The sequence below is a fragment of the Hyphomonadaceae bacterium BL14 genome (genome assembly GCA_027627705.1).
GTDB lineage: Bacteria > Pseudomonadota > Alphaproteobacteria > Caulobacterales > Maricaulaceae > Oceanicaulis.
This window is the reverse complement of the sequence record CP091242.1, coordinates 473,235-490,804: the sequence shown is the minus strand read 5'-3', so window position 1 is coordinate 490,804 and position 17,570 is coordinate 473,235. Positions and strand designations below refer to the sequence as shown.

The following is a 17,570-nucleotide window of genomic DNA, read 5'->3' as shown; positions in this document are numbered from 1 at the left end:
TCAGCTCGGCGTGGGATAATTCGGGGCTTCGCGGGTGATGGTCACGTCGTGGACATGGCTTTCGCGCAGACCTGCATTGGTGATGCGCACGAATTGCGCCTTGGCCTGGAACTCTTCCACGGTCTTGGCGCCGGTATAGCCCATCGCCGCGCGCAAACCGCCGACCATCTGGTGCAGGATCGGGCCGACAGGCCCCTTATAGGGAACCTGGCCTTCAATGCCTTCGGGCACCAGCTTCATGGCGTCGGTGACTTCCTTCTGGAAGTACCGGTCGGCCGAGCCGCGTGCCATGGCGCCGACACTGCCCATGCCGCGATAGGATTTGTAGGAGCGGCCCTTGAACAGGAACACCTCGCCGGGCGCTTCTTCGGTGCCGGCCAGCATGGAACCCATCATCACGCAGTCCGCGCCCGCGGCGATAGCCTTGGCCAGATCGCCGGAATACTTGATGCCGCCATCGGCGATGATCGCGCCGTCAAAGCCTTCACGCGCCCGCGCGGCGTCCATAATGGCGGTCAGCTGGGGCACGCCCACGCCCGCCACGATGCGCGTGGTGCAGATCGAGCCCGGCCCGATGCCCACTTTCACGCTGTCCGCCCCGGCGTCGAACAGAGCGCGCGCGCCGTCATAGGTGGCGATATTGCCTGCCATGACCTGGGCCTTGTTGGAGGCGGCCTTGATGCGGCGCACCTGCTCGATGACGCTGGCCGACATGCCGTGGGCGGTATCGATCACCAGCACGTCCACGCCGGCATCGATCAAAGCCTGCGCCCGCTCAAAGCCTGCATCGCCGACCGTCGTCGCGGCGGCGACACGCAGGCGGCCCTGCTCGTCCTTGGCGGCGCTGGGGTGAGCCTGCGCCTTTTCCATATCCTTGACGGTCATCAGCCCGACGCAATGACCCGCCTCGTCGATCACCAGAAGCCGCTCGATGCGGTGCTTGTGCAAAAGGCGGCGCGCCTCGGCCTGGTCTACGCCCGGCTTCACGGTAACAAGGTTTTCGCGCGTCATCAGCGAGGCGACGCTGGCATTCATGTCGTCGGCAAAACGCACATCGCGATTGGTGATGATGCCCACCAGCCTGCCATTGGGTCCGCCGCCCGCTTCAACCACCGGGATGCCGGAAATGCGATGACGGTCCATCAGGGCGCGCAAGTCCGCCAGTTTGGCGTCCGGCGTGATGGTGATCGGGTTGACCACCATGCCGCTTTCAAACCGCTTGACCCGGCGGACCTCTTCGGCCTGCTCCTCATTGGTCAGATTGCGGTGGATCACGCCCATGCCGCCCGCCTGCGCCATGGCGATGGCCAGACCGGCTTCGGTCACCGTATCCATGGCGGCCGACAGGATCGGAATGTTCAGCGGGATGGACGCAGTGGCGCGGGTGCGCACATCGGCCTGGGCGGGCATGACCTCGGACGCGCCGGGCTGCAAGAGCACGTCGTCAAAGGTGAGCCCCTCGCGAATCTGCATGGGGAGGCCTCCTTCTCTCTTGCGGGGCCGACTTAGCAGGTCTTGCCAAAAGGGCAAGGGGAGGCGGTCAATCGCGCTCAGTCCCGCCATCGTCCGAAGGCGGCAGATCGGCCGGGTCCACCGGCTCGCCGGGGACGGCATAGGCACCTGAAAACCAGCGGCCGAGATCCGCGTCCGCGCAACGGCGCGAGCAGAAGGGGCGGTAGTCCTTCACCACCGGCCGCCCGCAGATCGGGCAGCCGGTCTTGTGGCGCTTATTCATCGGTGCTCTATCTCCACTAATCAGGATGCAACTACCGTTTGGAACTCACGATGCCAGATATCTCGGTCACAGATTGGATAATCGCATCTAGCGCTGCGGCATCAACGCTTGTTGCAGTTGCAGCCATTTTTGGAGACTGGATCAAAAGGCGCATTTTTCCTCCAAAAATTGAAATAAAATTGGTGGAATCGCTTCCTCAAAAAACACCTCTTTATTACAATAATTCAGACGGATCGCTAAATAGTATCGGCTGGGGGAGGTTCTTTCTAATTCAAATTTCTAATAAAACACGAAACCTATACCGCCTTGAAGAGCCGCAAATCGCTATTACTGAAATTGAGATAAAAGGGCCTCAGAGACAGTGGATCCGTGCTTGGTCAGGGCTTGTAAAACTTAGCTGGCAGTACAAAGACTCAGAAGAGTTGGGCATAAAACACAATATTCTCGGCCATGACAGAATCGCAGATTTTTTCCATATAAATAGCATGGAAGAAGTCTCATTTGGAAATTCAAAAGTTCCAACTGCGTTTAGCGAAGTTATAAAGTCCGAATATCAGAAAGATCACTTAAGCATTCGCTTCAAGATCGTCGGACAAACTGTTGAAGTAGACTCTACTGAAATTTTAATCCAAATTGAGTGGGACAAAAAATTTCACTCTGACGACAGCTTAGCAGGAAAGTCGCTTTCCGTGTCCCAAATATCTCCTTAGGTCTCCAGTGATGCTATGGGGTGAAATGCGCCGCAAACGCGCGCGGTCCCGTCACTGTGTCCAGCTCCAGCGTGAAGCGCTCGCCCAGGCGCGCCTTCATCGCCTTGCGCCAGCCAATAGGGTCCGCGTCGAGCCAGGCGTGAACCTCACTCCCCGCGCGCAAGATGATCTGACGCGCGGCGCGATTGGCCGCACCTTCACGCTCCAGCGCGCGCAGGGCGGCCAGGGCCGCGGTCTCCACCGTCTCCACGCCAAACCGCTCCCAGCATATCTCGTGCAGGCCGCGCCCGATGCGCTGGCGGGCCAGCTCGACAATGGCAAAGCGCGAGGCCGGGGCGATGTCCACTTTTGCCGGATCATTCCTGAAAGCGCCGCGAATAGCCTGATCCAGCGCCGCCTGGTCGGCGCGCTTTTTCAGCGGCAGGAAGTCAATCGCCACCACCCCGCCAATGCCGCGCAGGCGGATCTGACGCGCCGCTTCGCGCGCGGCACTCTTGTTAAGCTCGATGGCCAGCTTGCCCGCCCCGCCCGGCGTACTGCGCGCGCCGGCGTCCACATCGATGGCCGTCAGCGCGGTCACCGGCTCGATCACCAGCTTCCCGCCGCCGGGCAACGGGACCACCGGGTCCAGCGCATCCTCGAACAGCGCGTCGAGGTCGATCTCGGCTTCCTTCGGCGTGCGCACCGGCGCGTCGAACATCATGGACAGGCGCTCGGCCAGCGGCGGCGACGGCACGACCACTTGCGGCGCCTCGCCGGGCTCCACCTCGAACAGAGAGAGCGTCGGGCCCTTTTCCTGAAACGCCTCGCGCTGGATCTGCACGCCCAGCGCCGCGCCCTCGTGCAGCCGGTCAGGGCGCCCGGCTTTGCCGAAGGGCAGGAAGCCCGCCGGGCCGCGGCCCAGTTCGCAGAACGCACCATTCAGGCCGTTATCGACCTTGGTCACGCGCGCGCGATAGACCTCGCCACGGATGGCGCGCTTGCCGCGCTCGCTCCAGCGTTCGAGATGCAGCTCCACAGTCCGCTCGCCATCGAGCACGGCTGCGCGGGTCTCACCCACATGATCAAACGCCACGATCCTCAAAACGCATACCCCAGTCCGGTGAGCAATTGGCGGGTCTCATAGACCGGCAGACCCATGACGCCGGTATAGGAGCCGGTGAGCGCGATGACAAAGGCCCCTGCCCGGCCCTGAATACCATAGCCGCCCGCCTTACCGTCCCATTCACCGCTGTCGAGATAGGCGGCGATCTCAGGCTCGCTCAGCGGCTTCATTTTCAGGCGCGTTTCCGACACACGGCTGGCGGTTTTGCCGTCGGGCGCGCGCACGGCCACGCCTGTGAAGACCCGGTGATTACGCCCCGACAGAAGCCGCAGGCAGGTTTCGGCCTCCTCGCGGCTTTGGGCCTTGGGCAGGATGCGCCGGCCGACCGCCACCACCGTATCGCTGGCCAGCACATAGCAGCCGGGATGATCGCTGGCGGCCAGCTTGCCTTCAGCCAGACGCAGGGCAAGCGCCCGCGGCAATTCGCCGGGACGCGCGCTTTCATCGATATCGGCAGGGGCGATCCGGTCAGGCGTGGCGCCGATCTGCGCCAGCAAGTCCCTGCGCCGCGGCGAGGCGCTCGCCAGCACCAGAGGCGCGCGCGCGGCGGTCACCGGACTACTTGAAGCGATAGGTGATGCGCCCTTTGGTCAGGTCATAGGGCGTCATCTCGACGAGCACCTTGTCGCCCGCCAGCACGCGGATGCGGTTCTTGCGCATCTTGCCTGCGGTATGGGCGATGATCTCGTGTTCGTTTTCGAGACGGACCTTGAAGGTCGCGTTCGGCAGGAGTTCGACGACCTCGCCGGGAAACTCGAGCAATTCTTCCTTCGCCATGCGGCTCCTCTTGATCGTTGCGCCGGACCTGAACAATCCCGTCACGCGCCGGCGCGCTATATAGTCCCCTATGACAGGCCACGTCGAGCCTTGAGCGCTTCAGCTATTCCTGGCACCCCATTGCGCCACCCGTGCCGCTATCGCGTCGCGCGCGGCGCGATAGGCGTCCAGACGGCGCTCACGCTGGCCTTCCACGCGCGCGGGATCGGCGATGGGCCAGAACTCATAGGCTGCACCACGCCGTTCAGCAAAGGCCGATGCGGCGTGATCGGCCTCGTGGGCCAGGCACACCACCAGCTCCACCGGCGTGTCGGCCGTCGCCTCCATATCGCGGCATTCAAACCCGGTCAGGTCCAGCTCCAGCTCGCCCATGACATGGATCATGAAACCGTCCGGCCACGGCGCCGGTTCCACACCGCACGAGCCCGCCGGCGCGTCGGCCCCGAATCGCCGGCGCCAGAATGTCTCGGCCATGGGCGAGCGCACGGCATTGCGTGCGCATACGAAAACCACGGCCGGGGCATGCCCGGACGCCGTCACGCGCTTCTCCGGTGCAGCGCACAGATCAGCGTGAACAGACGCCGGGCCGTGTCGAAATCCACGTCGATCTTGCCGGCCAGCCGCTCGCGCAACAGGGTGGAGCCCTCATTGTGCACCCCGCGCCGGCCCATATCGATGGCCTCGATCTGGCCCAGCGGCGCATCGCGCACGGCGGCGTAATAGCTGTCGCACATCAGAAAATAGTCTTTCAGGATGCGGCGCAACGGCCCCAGCGAGAACACGAAGACGCGCACCGGCGCGCCATCTTGCGACTTCACATCAAACACCAGGCGCTGATCCTCGATGGCCAGGCGCAGCGCATAGGGGCCGTGTTCAGATCCGGCCGGCTCAAACACATTGGCCTCCAGAAGGTCGGCGATTGCCACGCGGCGCTCGTGCTCGACCGCCTCCTCGGCCTTCCCGATGGAGGCCTGGTCCAGCTCCACCGCAATCAGCCTGTGCTCGCTCATGTCCGGGCCTCACGGTGATCGGGGCGGCGCGCCGCCGCCCAGGGTGCCGATATGTCTGCCAGGGTCACGTCAATGCACTCCACGCTCAGGCGCAGGGCCCCGCCCCCGGAAAAGGTCAGCAGCAGCACGCCGCCCGGCGCCTCGCCCGGCTCGAATGTCATCGCCAGCAGGCTGACCACCGCGTCGGAGGCGCCCTGCCTGAGGCGCTGGGAGCCGGCCTCCAGGACCGAGCTGATCTGAAGGGCGGCGCGAACACGCTCGCCACGGCGGCCCGTCTCGGCCTCCCAGCGGAAGCGGTTGAGGGCAATCGTGAAGCGGCGCGCCCTGGGCTCGAAGACGAAATCGCCCAGCTGTCCGGCCGCGTCCTGCAGCGCCGCCGACAGGACCGGGAGATCGTCTTCGCTCTCGGCGATCAGGCGCAGGGGACGGTCGGCGGTCATTCAGACGGACTCCTCGGGGCGGCGCTCGATATCGGCACCGCAGGCTGACAGTTTTTCCTCAAGCCGCTCGAACCCGCGGTCGAGATGATAGATGCGGCTGACACTCGTTTCACCTTCCGCCGCGAGACCGGCGATGACAAGGCTGACCGATGCGCGCAGATCGGTCGCCATCACCGGCGCGCCCTTCAGGCGGACCGGGCCGCGCACGATGGCCTCGTTGCCGCGCACATCAATGCGCGCGCCCAGGCGTGCCAACTCGGGGGCGTGCATGAAGCGGTTCTCGAAAATCGTCTCGCGGATGACGCTGGCCCCGTCGGCGAGCGTCATCAGCGCCATGAACTGCGCCTGCAAATCGGTGGGGAATCCGGGATAGGGCTCGGTCTGGATATCCACTGCGCGAATCGGACCGCTGCGCGTGATGTCCACATAATCTGCACCGCTGGTGACCCCGGCGCCCGCGCGGCGCAGCACATCCCACAGGGCATTGTTGTGATCGGGCTCGACGCCCTCCAGCCGCACCTTGCCACCAGCCGCCGCTGCGGCGATGGCATAGGTGCCGGTCTCGACCCGGTCGGGCGTGACGGTCCATTGCGCCTCATGCAGCCGGTCAACGCCCTCGATGGTGATGGTGTCGGTTCCGGCACCGGAGACACGCGCCCCCATGGCGTTCAGGCAATGGGCCAGATCGGCGATCTCCGGTTCGCGCGCGCAGTGCTCCAGCACGCTTTGTCCCTTGGCCAGCACGGCAGCCAGCATGGCGTGCTCGGTGGCACCCACCGACACCATGGGAAACACAATGCGATTGCCCGTCAGGCCGCGCGGCGCGCGGGCAATCACATAGCCCTCGGACAGTTCGATCTCGGCACCCAGCGCTTCCAGCGCCATCAGGTGCAGATTGACCGGCCGCGCGCCGATGGCGCACCCGCCTGGCAAGGACACCCGCGCCCGGCCTTCGCGTGCGATCAGCGGCCCCAGCACATTGAAGCTTGCGCGCATCTTGCGCACCAGCTCGTAAGGCGCTTCAGGCGCGGCGATGGTTCCGGCATGCAGGCGCAGGTGCCCGCCGCCTTCATTCTCGACCGTCACGCCGAGCCGGGCCAGCAGCTGACCCAAAAAACGCACATCGGCCAGCGCCGGCACGCGCGACAGGGTCAGCGGCGCATCCGACAGGAGCGAGGCGGCCATCAGCTTGAGGGCCGAGTTCTTCGCGCCGGAGATGGTGATGGCCCCGTTGAGAGGGCGTCCGCCGCGAATGAGGATCCGGTCCATGCCTGTGTGTCCGCCTTGTGTGAAATGTTGAGGGCCATGTGAGTGGCCGGATGGGTGCATACAAGTGGCGGGCGCGCGGCCCGGTTCAGTCGGTGCCGGCCGCGCTGCTGTCCGCGCCCGGCGCATCCTGCGCGCCGCGCGGTGCCTTGCGGCGCTTCAGATTGGCGCGCAGCGCCTCGGCCAGACGGGCCTCGCGCGCTGCCGTGTCAGGCGCAGACGCGCCCCGCTTGGGATCGGAGGTGGACCGGGTCATGTTTTTGGAATGGCGCCGCCTGCGTCTGGGGTCAAGCCCGGCCTTGGCGGGGGGAAAACTATGCGCTATAGCGCGCTCCTCCGCTGTTCGGCGGACGTCTGGCGCGCTGCCGTAGCTCAGGGGTAGAGCACTCCCTTGGTAAGGGAGAGGTCGAGAGTTCGAATCTCTCCGGCAGCACCAGCCAACGCTTTGTTTTCAACAACATCAGGGCAATGACCTGCCCGCCCCGCGCCCTACTCCGCAGGCCGTGCGCCGGTGCGGGTGGTGCCGGTGCGGGCGCGGACGGCAGCGCGCGGGTCCATCTTGACCACGGCGGGACCCGACAGGGCATCGGGATTGTATCCGATGACATCATCGGCCAGCAGCTGCACCACGCCGGATGCATCGCCGGCCGCGCAGCCGGCCTCGATGCGCGCCAGCAGGGCCTGCATCGCCACCCAGTCGGGCGCGACCGCTGATTCGCTCATGATGCGCGGGTGACGCGTGGGATTGGCCGTTGTGCCGATCAGCAGCTCCTCGTGGAGTTTTTCGCCTTCGCGCAGGCCGCTGAACTGGATCTCGATATCCCCGCGCGTCATGGAGTCAGACAGGTAGGGGCGCATGCCGGCCAGGCGTACCATCCGGCAGGCCAGATCGACCACTTTGATGGGATCGCCCATGTCCAGTACGTAGACGCCCGCGCCATCCGACAGGGCGCTGGCCTGGATCACCAGCTGGGCGGCCTCGCCCAGTGTCATGAAATAGCGCGTCACGTCGGGGTGGGTCACCGTGACCGGACCGCCCTCCTCCACCTGCTGGCGGAAGAGCGGCAGCACGGAGCCGGACGAATCGAGCACATTGCCAAAGCGCACGACGGTGAACCGCGTCGTGCTCTGGGTGGCCGCCAGGGCATGGCAGGTCAGCTCGGCCAGGCGCTTGGTCGCCCCCATCACGCTGGAGGGGCGCACCGCCTTGTCGGTCGATACCAGAATGAAGGAGTCCACCCCCGCAGCAATCGCTTCATGGGCCAGTGCCAGCGTACCCAGCGTATTGTTGCGCACGGCGGCGATGACATTGTTCTGCACCAGTGGCACGTGCTTGTAGGCCGCGCAGTGGAACACGGTGTTCACCTCAAACCGCGCGAGCAGGGAGGCCACCCGCGAGGCATCGCTGACCGAGCCGAGCTTGGCGACAAGCTCGCACTCGCCCCGGTGATCGCGCAGGCCCCGCTCGATCTCGTAGAGCGCAAACTCCGACTGATCGAGCATGACCAGGCGCGCCGGGGCCTGTTTGAGGATCTGGCGGCACAATTCCGAGCCGATGGAGCCGCCCGCCCCGGTCACCATCACGCTGCGTCCGCGGATCGTGGCCGACATCAGCTGGGGATCCGGCGCGATCGGATCGCGGCCCAGAAGGTCCTCGGCCTTCACAGCCCGGATATGGGAGATCGGCACCTGTCCGGAGAGAATATCATTGATGTCAGGCACGGTCTGGACGCGCAGATCGTAGGGCTCCAGCACGTCCAGAATCCGCTTGCGCCGCGCCCGGGTCGCGCTGGGCAGCGCCAGGAAGACCGCATCGGCCTGCGTCACGCCCGCTGCATGGCCAATCTCGGCCGGATTGAACACTTCCAGGCCGCCAATGCGCGCGCCATGCAGGAGGGCGTCATCGTCAAGGAAACCCACCGGCGCGTGCTCGCCGCGCTCGCGCAGGGCCGCCAGCAGCTGGCGCCCTGCATCCCCGGCACCATAGATCAGCACCCGCTCCTTGGCGCGCACCTGATGGTCGCAGAACAGCGCCCGCACAGCCACGCGCATGCCGCCGGTCAGGCAGAGCGCCAGCGCCAGGTAGATGACCGCTGCGCCCAGCGGAACGTTCACCGACACCAGCGCACTCGACACCAGAAGCAGCACCGCGGACACCAGCGCGCCCATCCCGGAGACCCGCAGAATGTCGACGTCGCGTTCCGCCCCCATGGAGGCGTAAAGGCGGCCCTTCATGAACACCAGAAGCCCCACCGCGACGACGCCGGCCATCACGCCCCAGACATGCCAGTGCGTCACATAGGCCAGGCTCTCGGTCGACAGAGCGAGCGCCAGCTGGAACGCAACAGCCAGGCTGACGGTGTCGAACAGCATCTTCAGCAGACGCTTGTGGGAGGCCTTCATTCCCAGGAGACGGGTGAACGCGGCGCGCGCCAGGACCCCTGACGATAATGTCTTGCGAAGACGTGTCATGGCGTCCCGAATTACCCGTAACTCCCTGTAAGGCTTTCTTAGCGCGCAATTATCGAAAGGGCAAAGCCGCAGTCGGATGCCTTAACCCGCGCCGGGAAATTGCCGCATTTGAGCCACACTATCGCTTGCCGGGCGGCCAAGCGTGACCGTTCGCATGCAAAGGCGTTTCGGGGAGGGTGGCATGGCACACACGGCAGGCGCAGCACTGGCGGGATGGGTGCTGCGCACCCTCATCGCCCTGATCGCGATACCGCTCACCACACTGGGTCTGTTTGTGGTCATCGAGCGGGAGAACCCGGCGATTCTCTCCGGTCTCCTGCAGACCTCCAACTGGCTCACCCGCCTGATTCTCAATTCCCCGCTGGCCAGCTCCGACGCTGCCTTGCTGACCCTGCACCTGTCCGGGGCCGCCATGGTGTTCATGCTGCTGATGCTGGCGGCCACCGTGCTGGTTCTGGCGGTCCTGTCTCTGGCGCGCGCCGTTGCCGGAGCCTTCAGCCGCTCCGGCCCCAGGGCAAGCACGCTGCCCTAGAGCGGCCAGACCACCAGCAGCAAGGGCAGGCTGACCGTCACCACCAGCGCCTCCAGCGGCAGACCCAGGCGCCAATAGTCGCCGAAGCGGAAACCGCCCGGGCCCAGAATCAGCGTGTTGTTCTGATGCCCGATCGGGGTGAGGAAGGCGCAGGACGCCCCGATCGCCACCGCCATCAGGAAGGCGTCCGGATTGACGCCCAGCGCAGCCGCCGCACCGATGGCCACCGGGCACATCACAGCGGCCGTTGCGGCGTTGTTCATCAGGTCTGACAGAAACATCGTCACAATCAGGATGGCGGCCAGCGCCAGCACGGCGTTGCCCATGGCGACCGATCCGATCAGCCCCTGGGCGATCACATCGGCCAGCCCGGTTGAATTCATCACGCCCGCCACCGGGATCAGCGCGGCCAGCAGAACCACCACCGGCCAGTCAATCGCCTGATAGACCGTGCGCGGGGGCACGGTCGCCGTGATCATGGACGCCACGACGCCCATGGCGAAGGACGCCGCGGCCGGCAGCAGGCCGAACGCGGCCCCGCCCACTGCGCCGGCCATGATCACGCTGGCGATGATGGCCTTGCGCGGATCAGGCACGCGCAATTCGCGCTCGGCCAGCGGTGCCAGCCCCATGTCAGAGGCGAAATCGCCCAGCGCTTCGGGTGCCCCTTCCAGCAGCAAAAGGTCGCCGGCACGGATTTTCAGAGTGCGCAGGCGCGCGCGCGAACGCTGGCCGTCACGCGACACCGCCAGCAGATTGATCCCGGACCGTGTGCGCAGGCGCACATCGCTGGCCGATCGCCCCGACAAGGTGGCTTCGGGCAGCACCACATATTCACGCAGGACAATCTCGTCCGACCCGTCATCGCCTGCGCGGGTGGCCTTCCCCTCGCCCTCCGCGGATGCGGCTTTCTCTTTGTCGCGTGACGCCTTCACCTTGGCCGCGGCCTCGCGCTTGTCAGCCGCTGCGACCGGTGCCTTGGACGAGCCGCGCTCTTCCAGCTTGACGCCCAGAGCCGTCAGCACGTCCGGCAGATCCGCCACATCGGCTTCGAGCACCAGAATGTCGCCCGCCAGCACTTTGCGCCGCCGGTGAGGCGCGGTGATGCGCACATCATTGCGCACGATGGCAAGCACCTGCGCGTCGGCATCGCCAAACAGATCCTCCACCTGCCGCAAGGTCTGGCCCGCCGCCCGGCTTTTCTCACCCACGCGCGCCTCGGTCATGTAGGCACCGGTCGAGAACTCGTCGTCGCCACTGCCCCGGTTGGCTGGCACCAGCCAGCGGCTGGCGGCGACCACGAAGATCACGCCGACCACGGCCACGGCCACGCCAACGGCCGTGAAGTCGAACATGGCGAAACCCTCGCCCGTCAGATCCGCGCGAAAGCCCGAGACGATCAGGTTGGGCGGCGTGCCGATCAGCGTCGTCATCCCGCCCAGTATGGTGCCGAAGGCGAGCGGCATGAGCACCTGGCCGGGCGACAGATCGAACCGGCCCGCCATGCGGACAGCCACCGGCATCAGCAGCGCCATGGCGCCGACATTGTTCATGAACCCCGACAGCACCGCCCCCAGCGCGACGAGTGCGCTCATCGACACCAGGGGTCCGGCACCGTTGGGCAGGGCATGACGCGCGATCACGTCGATGGCACCGGAATTCTGCAGCCCGCGGCTCAGAACCAGCACACAGGCCACGGTGATCACCGCCGGGTGGCCGAATCCGGCGAACGCGGTCGCCGGGTCGATCAGTCCGGCCACGACACAGGCGAGCAATGCGCTCAGCGCCACGATGTCATGGCGGAACCGTCCCCACAGGAACAGGGCCATGGCGGCCGCGAGGATGAGGAGGATCAATCCCTGATCAAGCGTCATGGCGCACACCGGTCTGGCTGGAGATGCGCGCACCTTCGCACACCTTGGCCCAGCGCCAAACGCGCTGTGCGGCGATCAACGCTGACCGGTGCGCTTCATCCCGTCAGGCCCAGCGCCCGAACGCGGTAATGCGGCCCAGCGCGCGCGATGCGTGGCTGCTGGCGCTGAACCGCATGCAGCGCAGCGTGTCCCATTGGGTGGCGGTCGGGGCACCCGCCGGGGTCAGGGCAATCGCGCGGGCCGCCGGATCGGCACCGCCCTGGTCCGGCCACACCGACCAGCAAGGCGCAGGCGGCGCAATGAAGGCCGCCGGCCAGATCACCGTCACGGCCGGATCGGTCCGCCACGGATCGGCGTAGCTTCCGGTGCCCGCCCCGGTCAGAACCCCGAAATCAATCACGCCGGTGGCGCATATCTGGGTGCCGTCCGCGAACCGGGTGTACTGCCCGTTCGCGTTCGAGCCGTGTTCGATCACCGCACCGGCGGGCGCACTGCCGTCAAAGGCTGCGGTCCCCACCAGATTGCCGCGATGGATCACGCCCTGGCCCTGGGCGCTCAGCGCGCCGGTCTGCCGGTTGACCTTCAACGCCTCGATCCAGTCCGCGCCATCGGACGAGACCCGCAGCGCCAGATCGTCATCGCCGATCAGGCCCAGCTCCGCCCGTCCGCTCCATCCCGACTGGAACAGCAGGGACAGGACATGGCCCGCCCCTTCCTTGTTGAGCGTGTAACGCAGGTCGCCCGTTCCGCCCTCACCCGTGGTCAAAGCCGTCCATAGCGCGGTGTTGAGCTTGGCAGCGAAGCGGTTGACCGCGTCCGGCACGGTGCCCACGCCGAGACCCTCCAGATTGGCCAGCGCGCGGATCAGCGCATCCAGTTCGCGCCAGGCCGAGCCGTCAAAAATCATCAAGGCGGCGATATCGGCGACGAACACCACCAGCCCGGCGCGCGGCGCGGTGCCCTGCCAGGCGCCGTCCTGGAACCAGACCAGCGATCCGGGATCGAATACGTCCCAGTCTGCGCCCTCGCAGCCTTCAGGCAGGACGTAACTGTCGCCCGGCGCCGGGCCCGCCGGCTGCACCACGAGGCTGGCGCTCAGCGCATGGGCCTGCACCAGCGCATCGAGCCGGCCGAGCGCCTCGTTCACCGTGACATGCTTCTGGGCCTGGGCCGGCATCAGCCAGGGCAGGCCCAGCCTGGGGGTCGCATCGCTCATCATATCTCCGCTCAGGCTGGGGGTAACGATCGCCCCGAGGCTAGGACGCGTGCAGAAGGGGGCGGACAGATTGCGGGCCTGTCCGCGTGCCGCTGCCAGCCCCGCAAAGCGCGGCATCCGGCTTGGCGGCGCGGCGCACGCGGTGTAATCCCCGTGGCCATGACCCAATCAATCCGCCCCCTGGCCGAGGGATTCGCCGCGCCCTCCGACGCCGACTGGCACGCTCTGGCCGAGGACGCGCTCAAGGGCGCGCCGTTCGAGAGCCTGGTGCGCAAGACGCTGGACGGCGTGGCGCGCGGTCCGCTGTTCACGCGCAGCGACCTTGAGGCGGCCTGCGATCCCGGCGCGCCGGGCGCGGCACCCTTCATCCGCGGCGCAAGCCCGGTGCGCGATGCCTTCCTGCCCTGGGGCATCCGTCAGCGCGCAGACCTCAGCGATCCGGCTGAGGCCAACGCGGCGATTCTCGAGGATCTCAATGGCGGCGCCAGCGAGATCACGCTGGCCCTGGATCCGTCCGGTCAGCGCGGCATTGCGGTGACCACCGCCGGCGATCTGGCGCGCGCACTGGACGGCGTGCTGGCCGATCTGGCCCCGGTTCACCTCGACCCTGTGTACGAGAGCCCGCAGACCGGAAGCCTGTTCCTCGCCTGGCTGGACGCGCAGGGCTATGACCGCAGCGCTGTGCGCGGCGGGCTGGGCCTGACGATCCCCGACGGCGCCGGAACCGGCGCTGCGATAGACGCGCTGGCGCGCTATCCCGGCCTGACGCCCGTCACCGTGCGTGCCCACGCAGTCTATGAAGCGGGCGGATCGGAAGCCCAGGAGCTGGCCTTCATGTGCGCCGCGGGTGCGGCCTGGATGCGCGCGCTGATCGATCAGGGGCTTGGCCCCGACACAGCGGCCGGCGCCGTCACCGTCACCTTGGCCGCCGATGCCGACGTGCATCTGACCATCGCAAAGCTGCGCGCGGCGCGCCGGCTCTGGTCGCGCCTTCTGGAAGCCTTCGGCGTCAGCGCGGACACGCGCGCCCTCAAGCTCCACGCCCTGACCGGCGCGCGCATGATGTCGGCCAGCGATCCCTATACCAACCTGATCCGCAATGCCTGCGCCGGGTTCGCGGCGTCTGTGGGCGGTGCCGACAGCGTGGAGGTGCGCCCCTTCACCCACGCCATGGGCGGCTCGACCCGGTTCGCCCGGCGCCTGTCGCGCAATCTGCAAGTCCTGCTGATGGAAGAGAGCCATGTAGGCCGCACAGCCGATCCGGCGGGTGGCGGCTATCTGCACGAGACGCTGGCCGCACGCCTGGCCGCAGCCGCCTGGACGCGGCTTCAGGCGATGGAAGCCAATGGCGGCGCGCAAGGCACGCTGGCCTCGGGTGCCTTCGCCAGCGACGTCGCCGCCATGAGCGCCAAGCGCACCCAGCGCTACGCCTCGGGCGCAGACAGCCTGATCGGCGTCACGGCCTATCCCGAGCTGGACGCCCGCACTGTGGAGACCGGCGTGGCCCACGCCCCCGCCTCCCAGGGCGGTGCCGGCAGCGATCTGCCCCTGCCCTGGCCAGGTCTGGTGCCAATGCGCTTCGCCGCGCCGTTTGAAGGCTTGCGCGACACCGCTGACGCGCAAAGCCAAAGGCCCGCCGCCTTCCTGGCCACGCTGGGCCCCCGCGCCGATTTCAGCGCCCGGGCGGGTTTTGCCACCAACCGTCTGGCCGTCGCCGGCATTGCCGCGCAGCCGGCTGAGGTCTTCGACACGATTGAGGCCTGCGCCGCCGCGCTCAAAGCCTCGGGCTCGGCGCTGGCCGTGATCTGCGGCACCGACGCCGCCTATGAGGCGGACGCTGCCGCCCTCGCCCAAGCCCTGAAAGCCGCCGGCGCGCGCGCCGTCTGGCTGGCGGGCAAGCCGGCGGAGATCGCGGGCATCGACCATTTCATCCATCTGCGCAGCGACGCCCTGGACGATGGCGCGCGCGCCCATGCCGTGCTGGGGATCGGATCATGAGCCGCCATCCCGACTTCACAAAGATCGATCTCGGCCAGCCCGAAACCGCGCGCGCCCCGAAGGTGGATGCCCCGCCGTTCGAGACCGCCGAACGCCTGCCCATCGCGCCGGTCTATGACAGCGCGAGCGTGCAGGGGCTCGATTTCCTCGATCACAAGCCGGGCGCAGTGCCGTTCCATCGCGGCCCCTACCCCACCATGTTCGTCCAGCGCCCCTGGACCATCCGCCAATATGCCGGCTTCTCCACGGCGGCCGATTCCAACGCCTTCTACCGGCGCAATCTGGCGGCGGGTCAAAAAGGCCTCTCGGTCGCTTTCGATCTGGCCACCCATCGCGGCTATGACAGCGATAATCCGCGCGTCATCGGCGATGTGGGCATGGCCGGCGTGGCCATCGACAGCATTCTGGACATGCGCCAGCTGTTCGACGGCATCCCGCTGGACCAGATGAGCGTGTCCATGACCATGAACGGCGCGGTGCTGCCCGTGCTGGCGCTCTATATCGTGGCGGCCGAGGAGCAGGGCGTGCCCGCGGCCAGGCTGTCGGGCACGATCCAGAACGACATCCTCAAAGAATTCATGGTGCGCAACACCTATATCTACCCGCCCGCGCCCTCCATGCGGATCATCTCCGACATCTTCGCCTTCACCGCCAGGGAGATGCCGCGCTACAACTCCATCTCCATCTCCGGCTATCACATGCAGGAGGCCGGCGCCCCGGCGGACCTCGAGCTCGCCTATACCCTGGCCGACGGGCTCGATTACATCGCCGCAGGCGTGAAGGCGGGGCTGGATGTGGACGCGTTCGCGCCGCGCCTGTCCTTCTTCTGGGGCATTTCCATGAATTATTTCATGGAGGTGGCCAAGCTGCGCGCGGCTCGCCTGCTATGGGCCCGGCTGGTGCGCGAGCGCTTTGCGCCCAAAAGCGACAAATCCCTATCGCTGCGCACCCACTCCCAGACCTCGGGCTGGTCGCTGACCGCGCAGGACGTGTTCAACAATGTCGCGCGCACCACGATCGAAGCCATGGCGGCGGTGGATGGCCATACCCAGTCGCTGCATACCAATTCGCTGGACGAGGCACTGGCCCTGCCTACCGATTTCTCCGCGCGCATCGCCCGCAACACCCAGCTGGTGCTGGCCAGCGAAGCCCATCTCACCGACGCCATCGATCCGTGGGGCGGCTCGTACTTCGTCGAGCGCCTGACCCATGACCTGGCCGCCCGGGCGCTGGATCACATTGCGGAAATCGACTCTCTGGGCGGCATGACCCGCGCCATCGAGGAAGGCGTGCCCAAGCTGCGCATCGAGGAAGCCGCCGCGCGCACCCAGGCGCGCATCGATTCCGGCCTTCAGACCATTGTCGGGATCAACAAATTCCGCCTGACCGAGCCTGAAGACGTGCCGGTGCTGAAAGTCGACAATCGTAAAGTGCGCGCCGAGCAGCTGGACAAGCTGGAAAAACTGCGCTCCGAGCGCGATGCGGACAAGACACGCGCCGCGCTGGACACGCTTACCCGCGCCGCCGCCTCGCACGGCAATCTTCTGGCCGCGTGTATTGACGCCGCGCGCGCACGCGCCACGGTGGGCGAGATGTCCGACGCCATGGAAAGCGTGTTCGGACGCCACAAGGCGGAAATCCGCTCGGTCCAGGGGGTGTATTTGAAAGCTGCGGGCAATGACGAGAGCGTGCGCCGCGCGCGCGCCGCCGCCGACCGGTTCGCTGAGGCCGAAGGCCGCCGTCCGCGCATTCTCATCGCCAAGATGGGCCAGGACGGCCATGATCGCGGTCAGAAAGTCGTCGCCAGCGCATTCGCCGACCTCGGCTGGGACGTGGATATCGGCCCGCTCTTCCAGACCCCCGAAGAAGCCGCACGCCAGGCAGTGGAGAATGACGTCCACGTGGTCGCCGCCTCATCCCTGGCCGCCGGGCACCTCACCCTGGTCCCGGCGCTCAAGGCTGCCCTCGACGCTGACGGCCGCGGCGACATGCTGATCGTGGTGGGCGGCGTCATCCCGCCCGAAGACGTGCCCGAACTCAAATCCATGGGCGCGGCGGCGGTGTATCCCCCTGGCACAGTGATCTATGAAAGCGCGCTGGATCTGATTGCGATGCTGGAGGGGTAATGCGCAGGGACAGGGCGCTTGGGTGACCTAGCCTTGCCGGCCGCATTGAAGATATGTGCCCCCCTATCCCCACCCTTATCCCCCTCCCCGCTGCACGCCCCTATTCTAACCCCCTTCCCGCACGCGAGGTCGGTCCGGAGCGTCCTGGCCGGGCGGGGAGCGGGATGTCCCGAGTTGGCCGGATTAACGCCCCGGTTCAGCAAACAGGCGGCGGTCAGATAAAGTGGGGGCGTCCTCCTGCGTGACAAGCGCGCAGGTCAAAGTCTGCCCCCCAAGAAGGCTCAGTCGCCGTAAATCGTCCCGTTGCGC

The 17,570-nt window shown here is 66.8% G+C and carries 17 protein-coding genes and 1 tRNA gene; 5 read left to right on the top strand and 13 right to left on the bottom strand.

Annotated elements, in window-relative coordinates:
• On the bottom strand, window positions 1–1,473 hold the full coding sequence (guaB, locus tag L2D00_02235) for an IMP dehydrogenase (GenBank protein WBQ13516.1): 1,473 nt from the start codon (window positions 1,471–1,473) through the stop codon (window positions 1–3).
• A gap of 67 nt (window positions 1,474–1,540) precedes the next feature.
• On the bottom strand, window positions 1,541–1,735 hold the full coding sequence (gene yacG / locus L2D00_02230; GenBank protein ID WBQ13515.1) for a DNA gyrase inhibitor YacG: 195 nt from the start codon (window positions 1,733–1,735) through the stop codon (window positions 1,541–1,543).
• Between the two features lie 38 nt (window positions 1,736–1,773).
• Between yacG and L2D00_02225 the strand changes: the two genes are divergently transcribed.
• Complete coding sequence (locus tag L2D00_02225; GenBank protein ID WBQ13514.1) at window positions 1,774–2,445, top strand: hypothetical protein; 672 nt, start codon at window positions 1,774–1,776, stop codon at window positions 2,443–2,445.
• Window positions 2,446–2,458: 13 nt separating this feature from the next.
• Here L2D00_02225 and L2D00_02220 read toward each other — a convergent pair whose 3' ends face one another.
• The 8 genes from L2D00_02220 to L2D00_02185 all read right to left on the bottom strand — a co-directional run bounded on the left by L2D00_02220 (window position 2,459) and on the right by L2D00_02185 (window position 7,299).
• Window positions 2,459–3,520 (bottom strand): ribonuclease E/G, encoded by a 1,062-nt coding sequence (locus L2D00_02220; protein ID WBQ13513.1) that lies wholly within the window; start codon window positions 3,518–3,520, stop codon window positions 2,459–2,461.
• A gap of 5 nt (window positions 3,521–3,525) precedes the next feature.
• Window positions 3,526–4,104, bottom strand: a complete 579-nt coding sequence (locus tag L2D00_02215; GenBank protein ID WBQ13512.1) for a Maf family nucleotide pyrophosphatase — start codon at window positions 4,102–4,104, stop codon at window positions 3,526–3,528.
• 4 nt (window positions 4,105–4,108) lie between these two features.
• Window positions 4,109–4,327 carry a translation initiation factor IF-1 gene (gene infA / locus L2D00_02210; GenBank protein ID WBQ13511.1) on the bottom strand — a complete coding sequence of 73 codons (219 nt, stop codon included), beginning with the start codon at window positions 4,325–4,327 and terminating at the stop codon, window positions 4,109–4,111.
• Window positions 4,328–4,426: 99 nt separating this feature from the next.
• Window positions 4,427–4,867, bottom strand: a complete 441-nt coding sequence (locus L2D00_02205; GenBank protein WBQ13510.1) for a hypothetical protein — start codon at window positions 4,865–4,867, stop codon at window positions 4,427–4,429.
• A complete protein-coding gene (locus L2D00_02200) occupies window positions 4,864–5,337 on the bottom strand; it encodes a UPF0262 family protein (protein WBQ13509.1) in 474 nt (157 codons plus the stop codon). Before L2D00_02200 ends, L2D00_02205 begins: the two co-directional genes overlap by 4 nt.
• The gene (locus tag L2D00_02195) at window positions 5,334–5,777 is read right to left on the bottom strand and encodes a DUF2948 family protein (GenBank protein ID WBQ13508.1); all 444 of its coding nucleotides are present in this window, start codon (window positions 5,775–5,777) and stop codon (window positions 5,334–5,336) included. The genes L2D00_02200 and L2D00_02195 overlap by 4 nt, the downstream gene beginning before the upstream one ends.
• Window positions 5,778–7,046 carry a UDP-N-acetylglucosamine 1-carboxyvinyltransferase gene (gene murA, locus L2D00_02190; GenBank protein ID WBQ13507.1) on the bottom strand — a complete coding sequence of 423 codons (1,269 nt, stop codon included), beginning with the start codon at window positions 7,044–7,046 and terminating at the stop codon, window positions 5,778–5,780.
• An 85-nt stretch (window positions 7,047–7,131) separates the two neighbouring features.
• Complete coding sequence (locus L2D00_02185) at window positions 7,132–7,299, bottom strand: hypothetical protein (GenBank protein ID WBQ13506.1); 168 nt, start codon at window positions 7,297–7,299, stop codon at window positions 7,132–7,134.
• 105 nt (window positions 7,300–7,404) lie between these two features.
• On the opposite strand from L2D00_02185, the gene L2D00_02180 reads away from it, so the two are divergent.
• Window positions 7,405–7,479 (top strand) — tRNA-Thr (locus L2D00_02180).
• Between the two features lie 53 nt (window positions 7,480–7,532).
• Here the strand turns inward: L2D00_02180 and L2D00_02175 are convergent.
• Window positions 7,533–9,515, bottom strand: coding sequence for a polysaccharide biosynthesis protein (locus L2D00_02175; protein ID WBQ13505.1), 1,983 nt, complete (start codon window positions 9,513–9,515; stop codon window positions 7,533–7,535).
• A gap of 181 nt (window positions 9,516–9,696) precedes the next feature.
• Here L2D00_02175 and L2D00_02170 point away from each other — a divergent pair, with 181 nt between their 5' ends.
• A complete protein-coding gene (locus tag L2D00_02170) occupies window positions 9,697–10,047 on the top strand; it encodes a hypothetical protein (protein ID WBQ13504.1) in 351 nt (116 codons plus the stop codon).
• On the opposite strand, the gene L2D00_02165 is transcribed toward L2D00_02170, so the two are convergent.
• Together L2D00_02165 and L2D00_02160 are read right to left on the bottom strand one after the other, a co-directional pair.
• The gene (locus L2D00_02165) at window positions 10,044–11,921 is read right to left on the bottom strand and encodes an anion permease (protein ID WBQ13503.1); all 1,878 of its coding nucleotides are present in this window, start codon (window positions 11,919–11,921) and stop codon (window positions 10,044–10,046) included. The two genes, L2D00_02170 and L2D00_02165, sit on opposite strands and share 4 nt — an antisense overlap.
• Window positions 11,922–12,024: 103 nt before the next feature.
• Window positions 12,025–13,137 carry a DUF2793 domain-containing protein gene (locus L2D00_02160; protein WBQ13502.1) on the bottom strand — a complete coding sequence of 371 codons (1,113 nt, stop codon included), beginning with the start codon at window positions 13,135–13,137 and terminating at the stop codon, window positions 12,025–12,027.
• Between the two features lie 159 nt (window positions 13,138–13,296).
• Between L2D00_02160 and L2D00_02155 the strand changes: the two genes are divergently transcribed.
• Both L2D00_02155 and scpA read left to right on the top strand, forming a co-directional pair.
• Window positions 13,297–15,135 (top strand): methylmalonyl-CoA mutase family protein, encoded by a 1,839-nt coding sequence (locus L2D00_02155; protein WBQ13501.1) that lies wholly within the window; start codon window positions 13,297–13,299, stop codon window positions 15,133–15,135.
• Entirely contained in the window at window positions 15,132–17,261 is a 2,130-nt protein-coding gene (gene scpA / locus L2D00_02150; protein WBQ13500.1) for a methylmalonyl-CoA mutase, read from the top strand. Before L2D00_02155 ends, scpA begins: the two co-directional genes overlap by 4 nt.
• The last annotated feature ends 309 nt before the right edge of the window (window positions 17,262–17,570 follow it).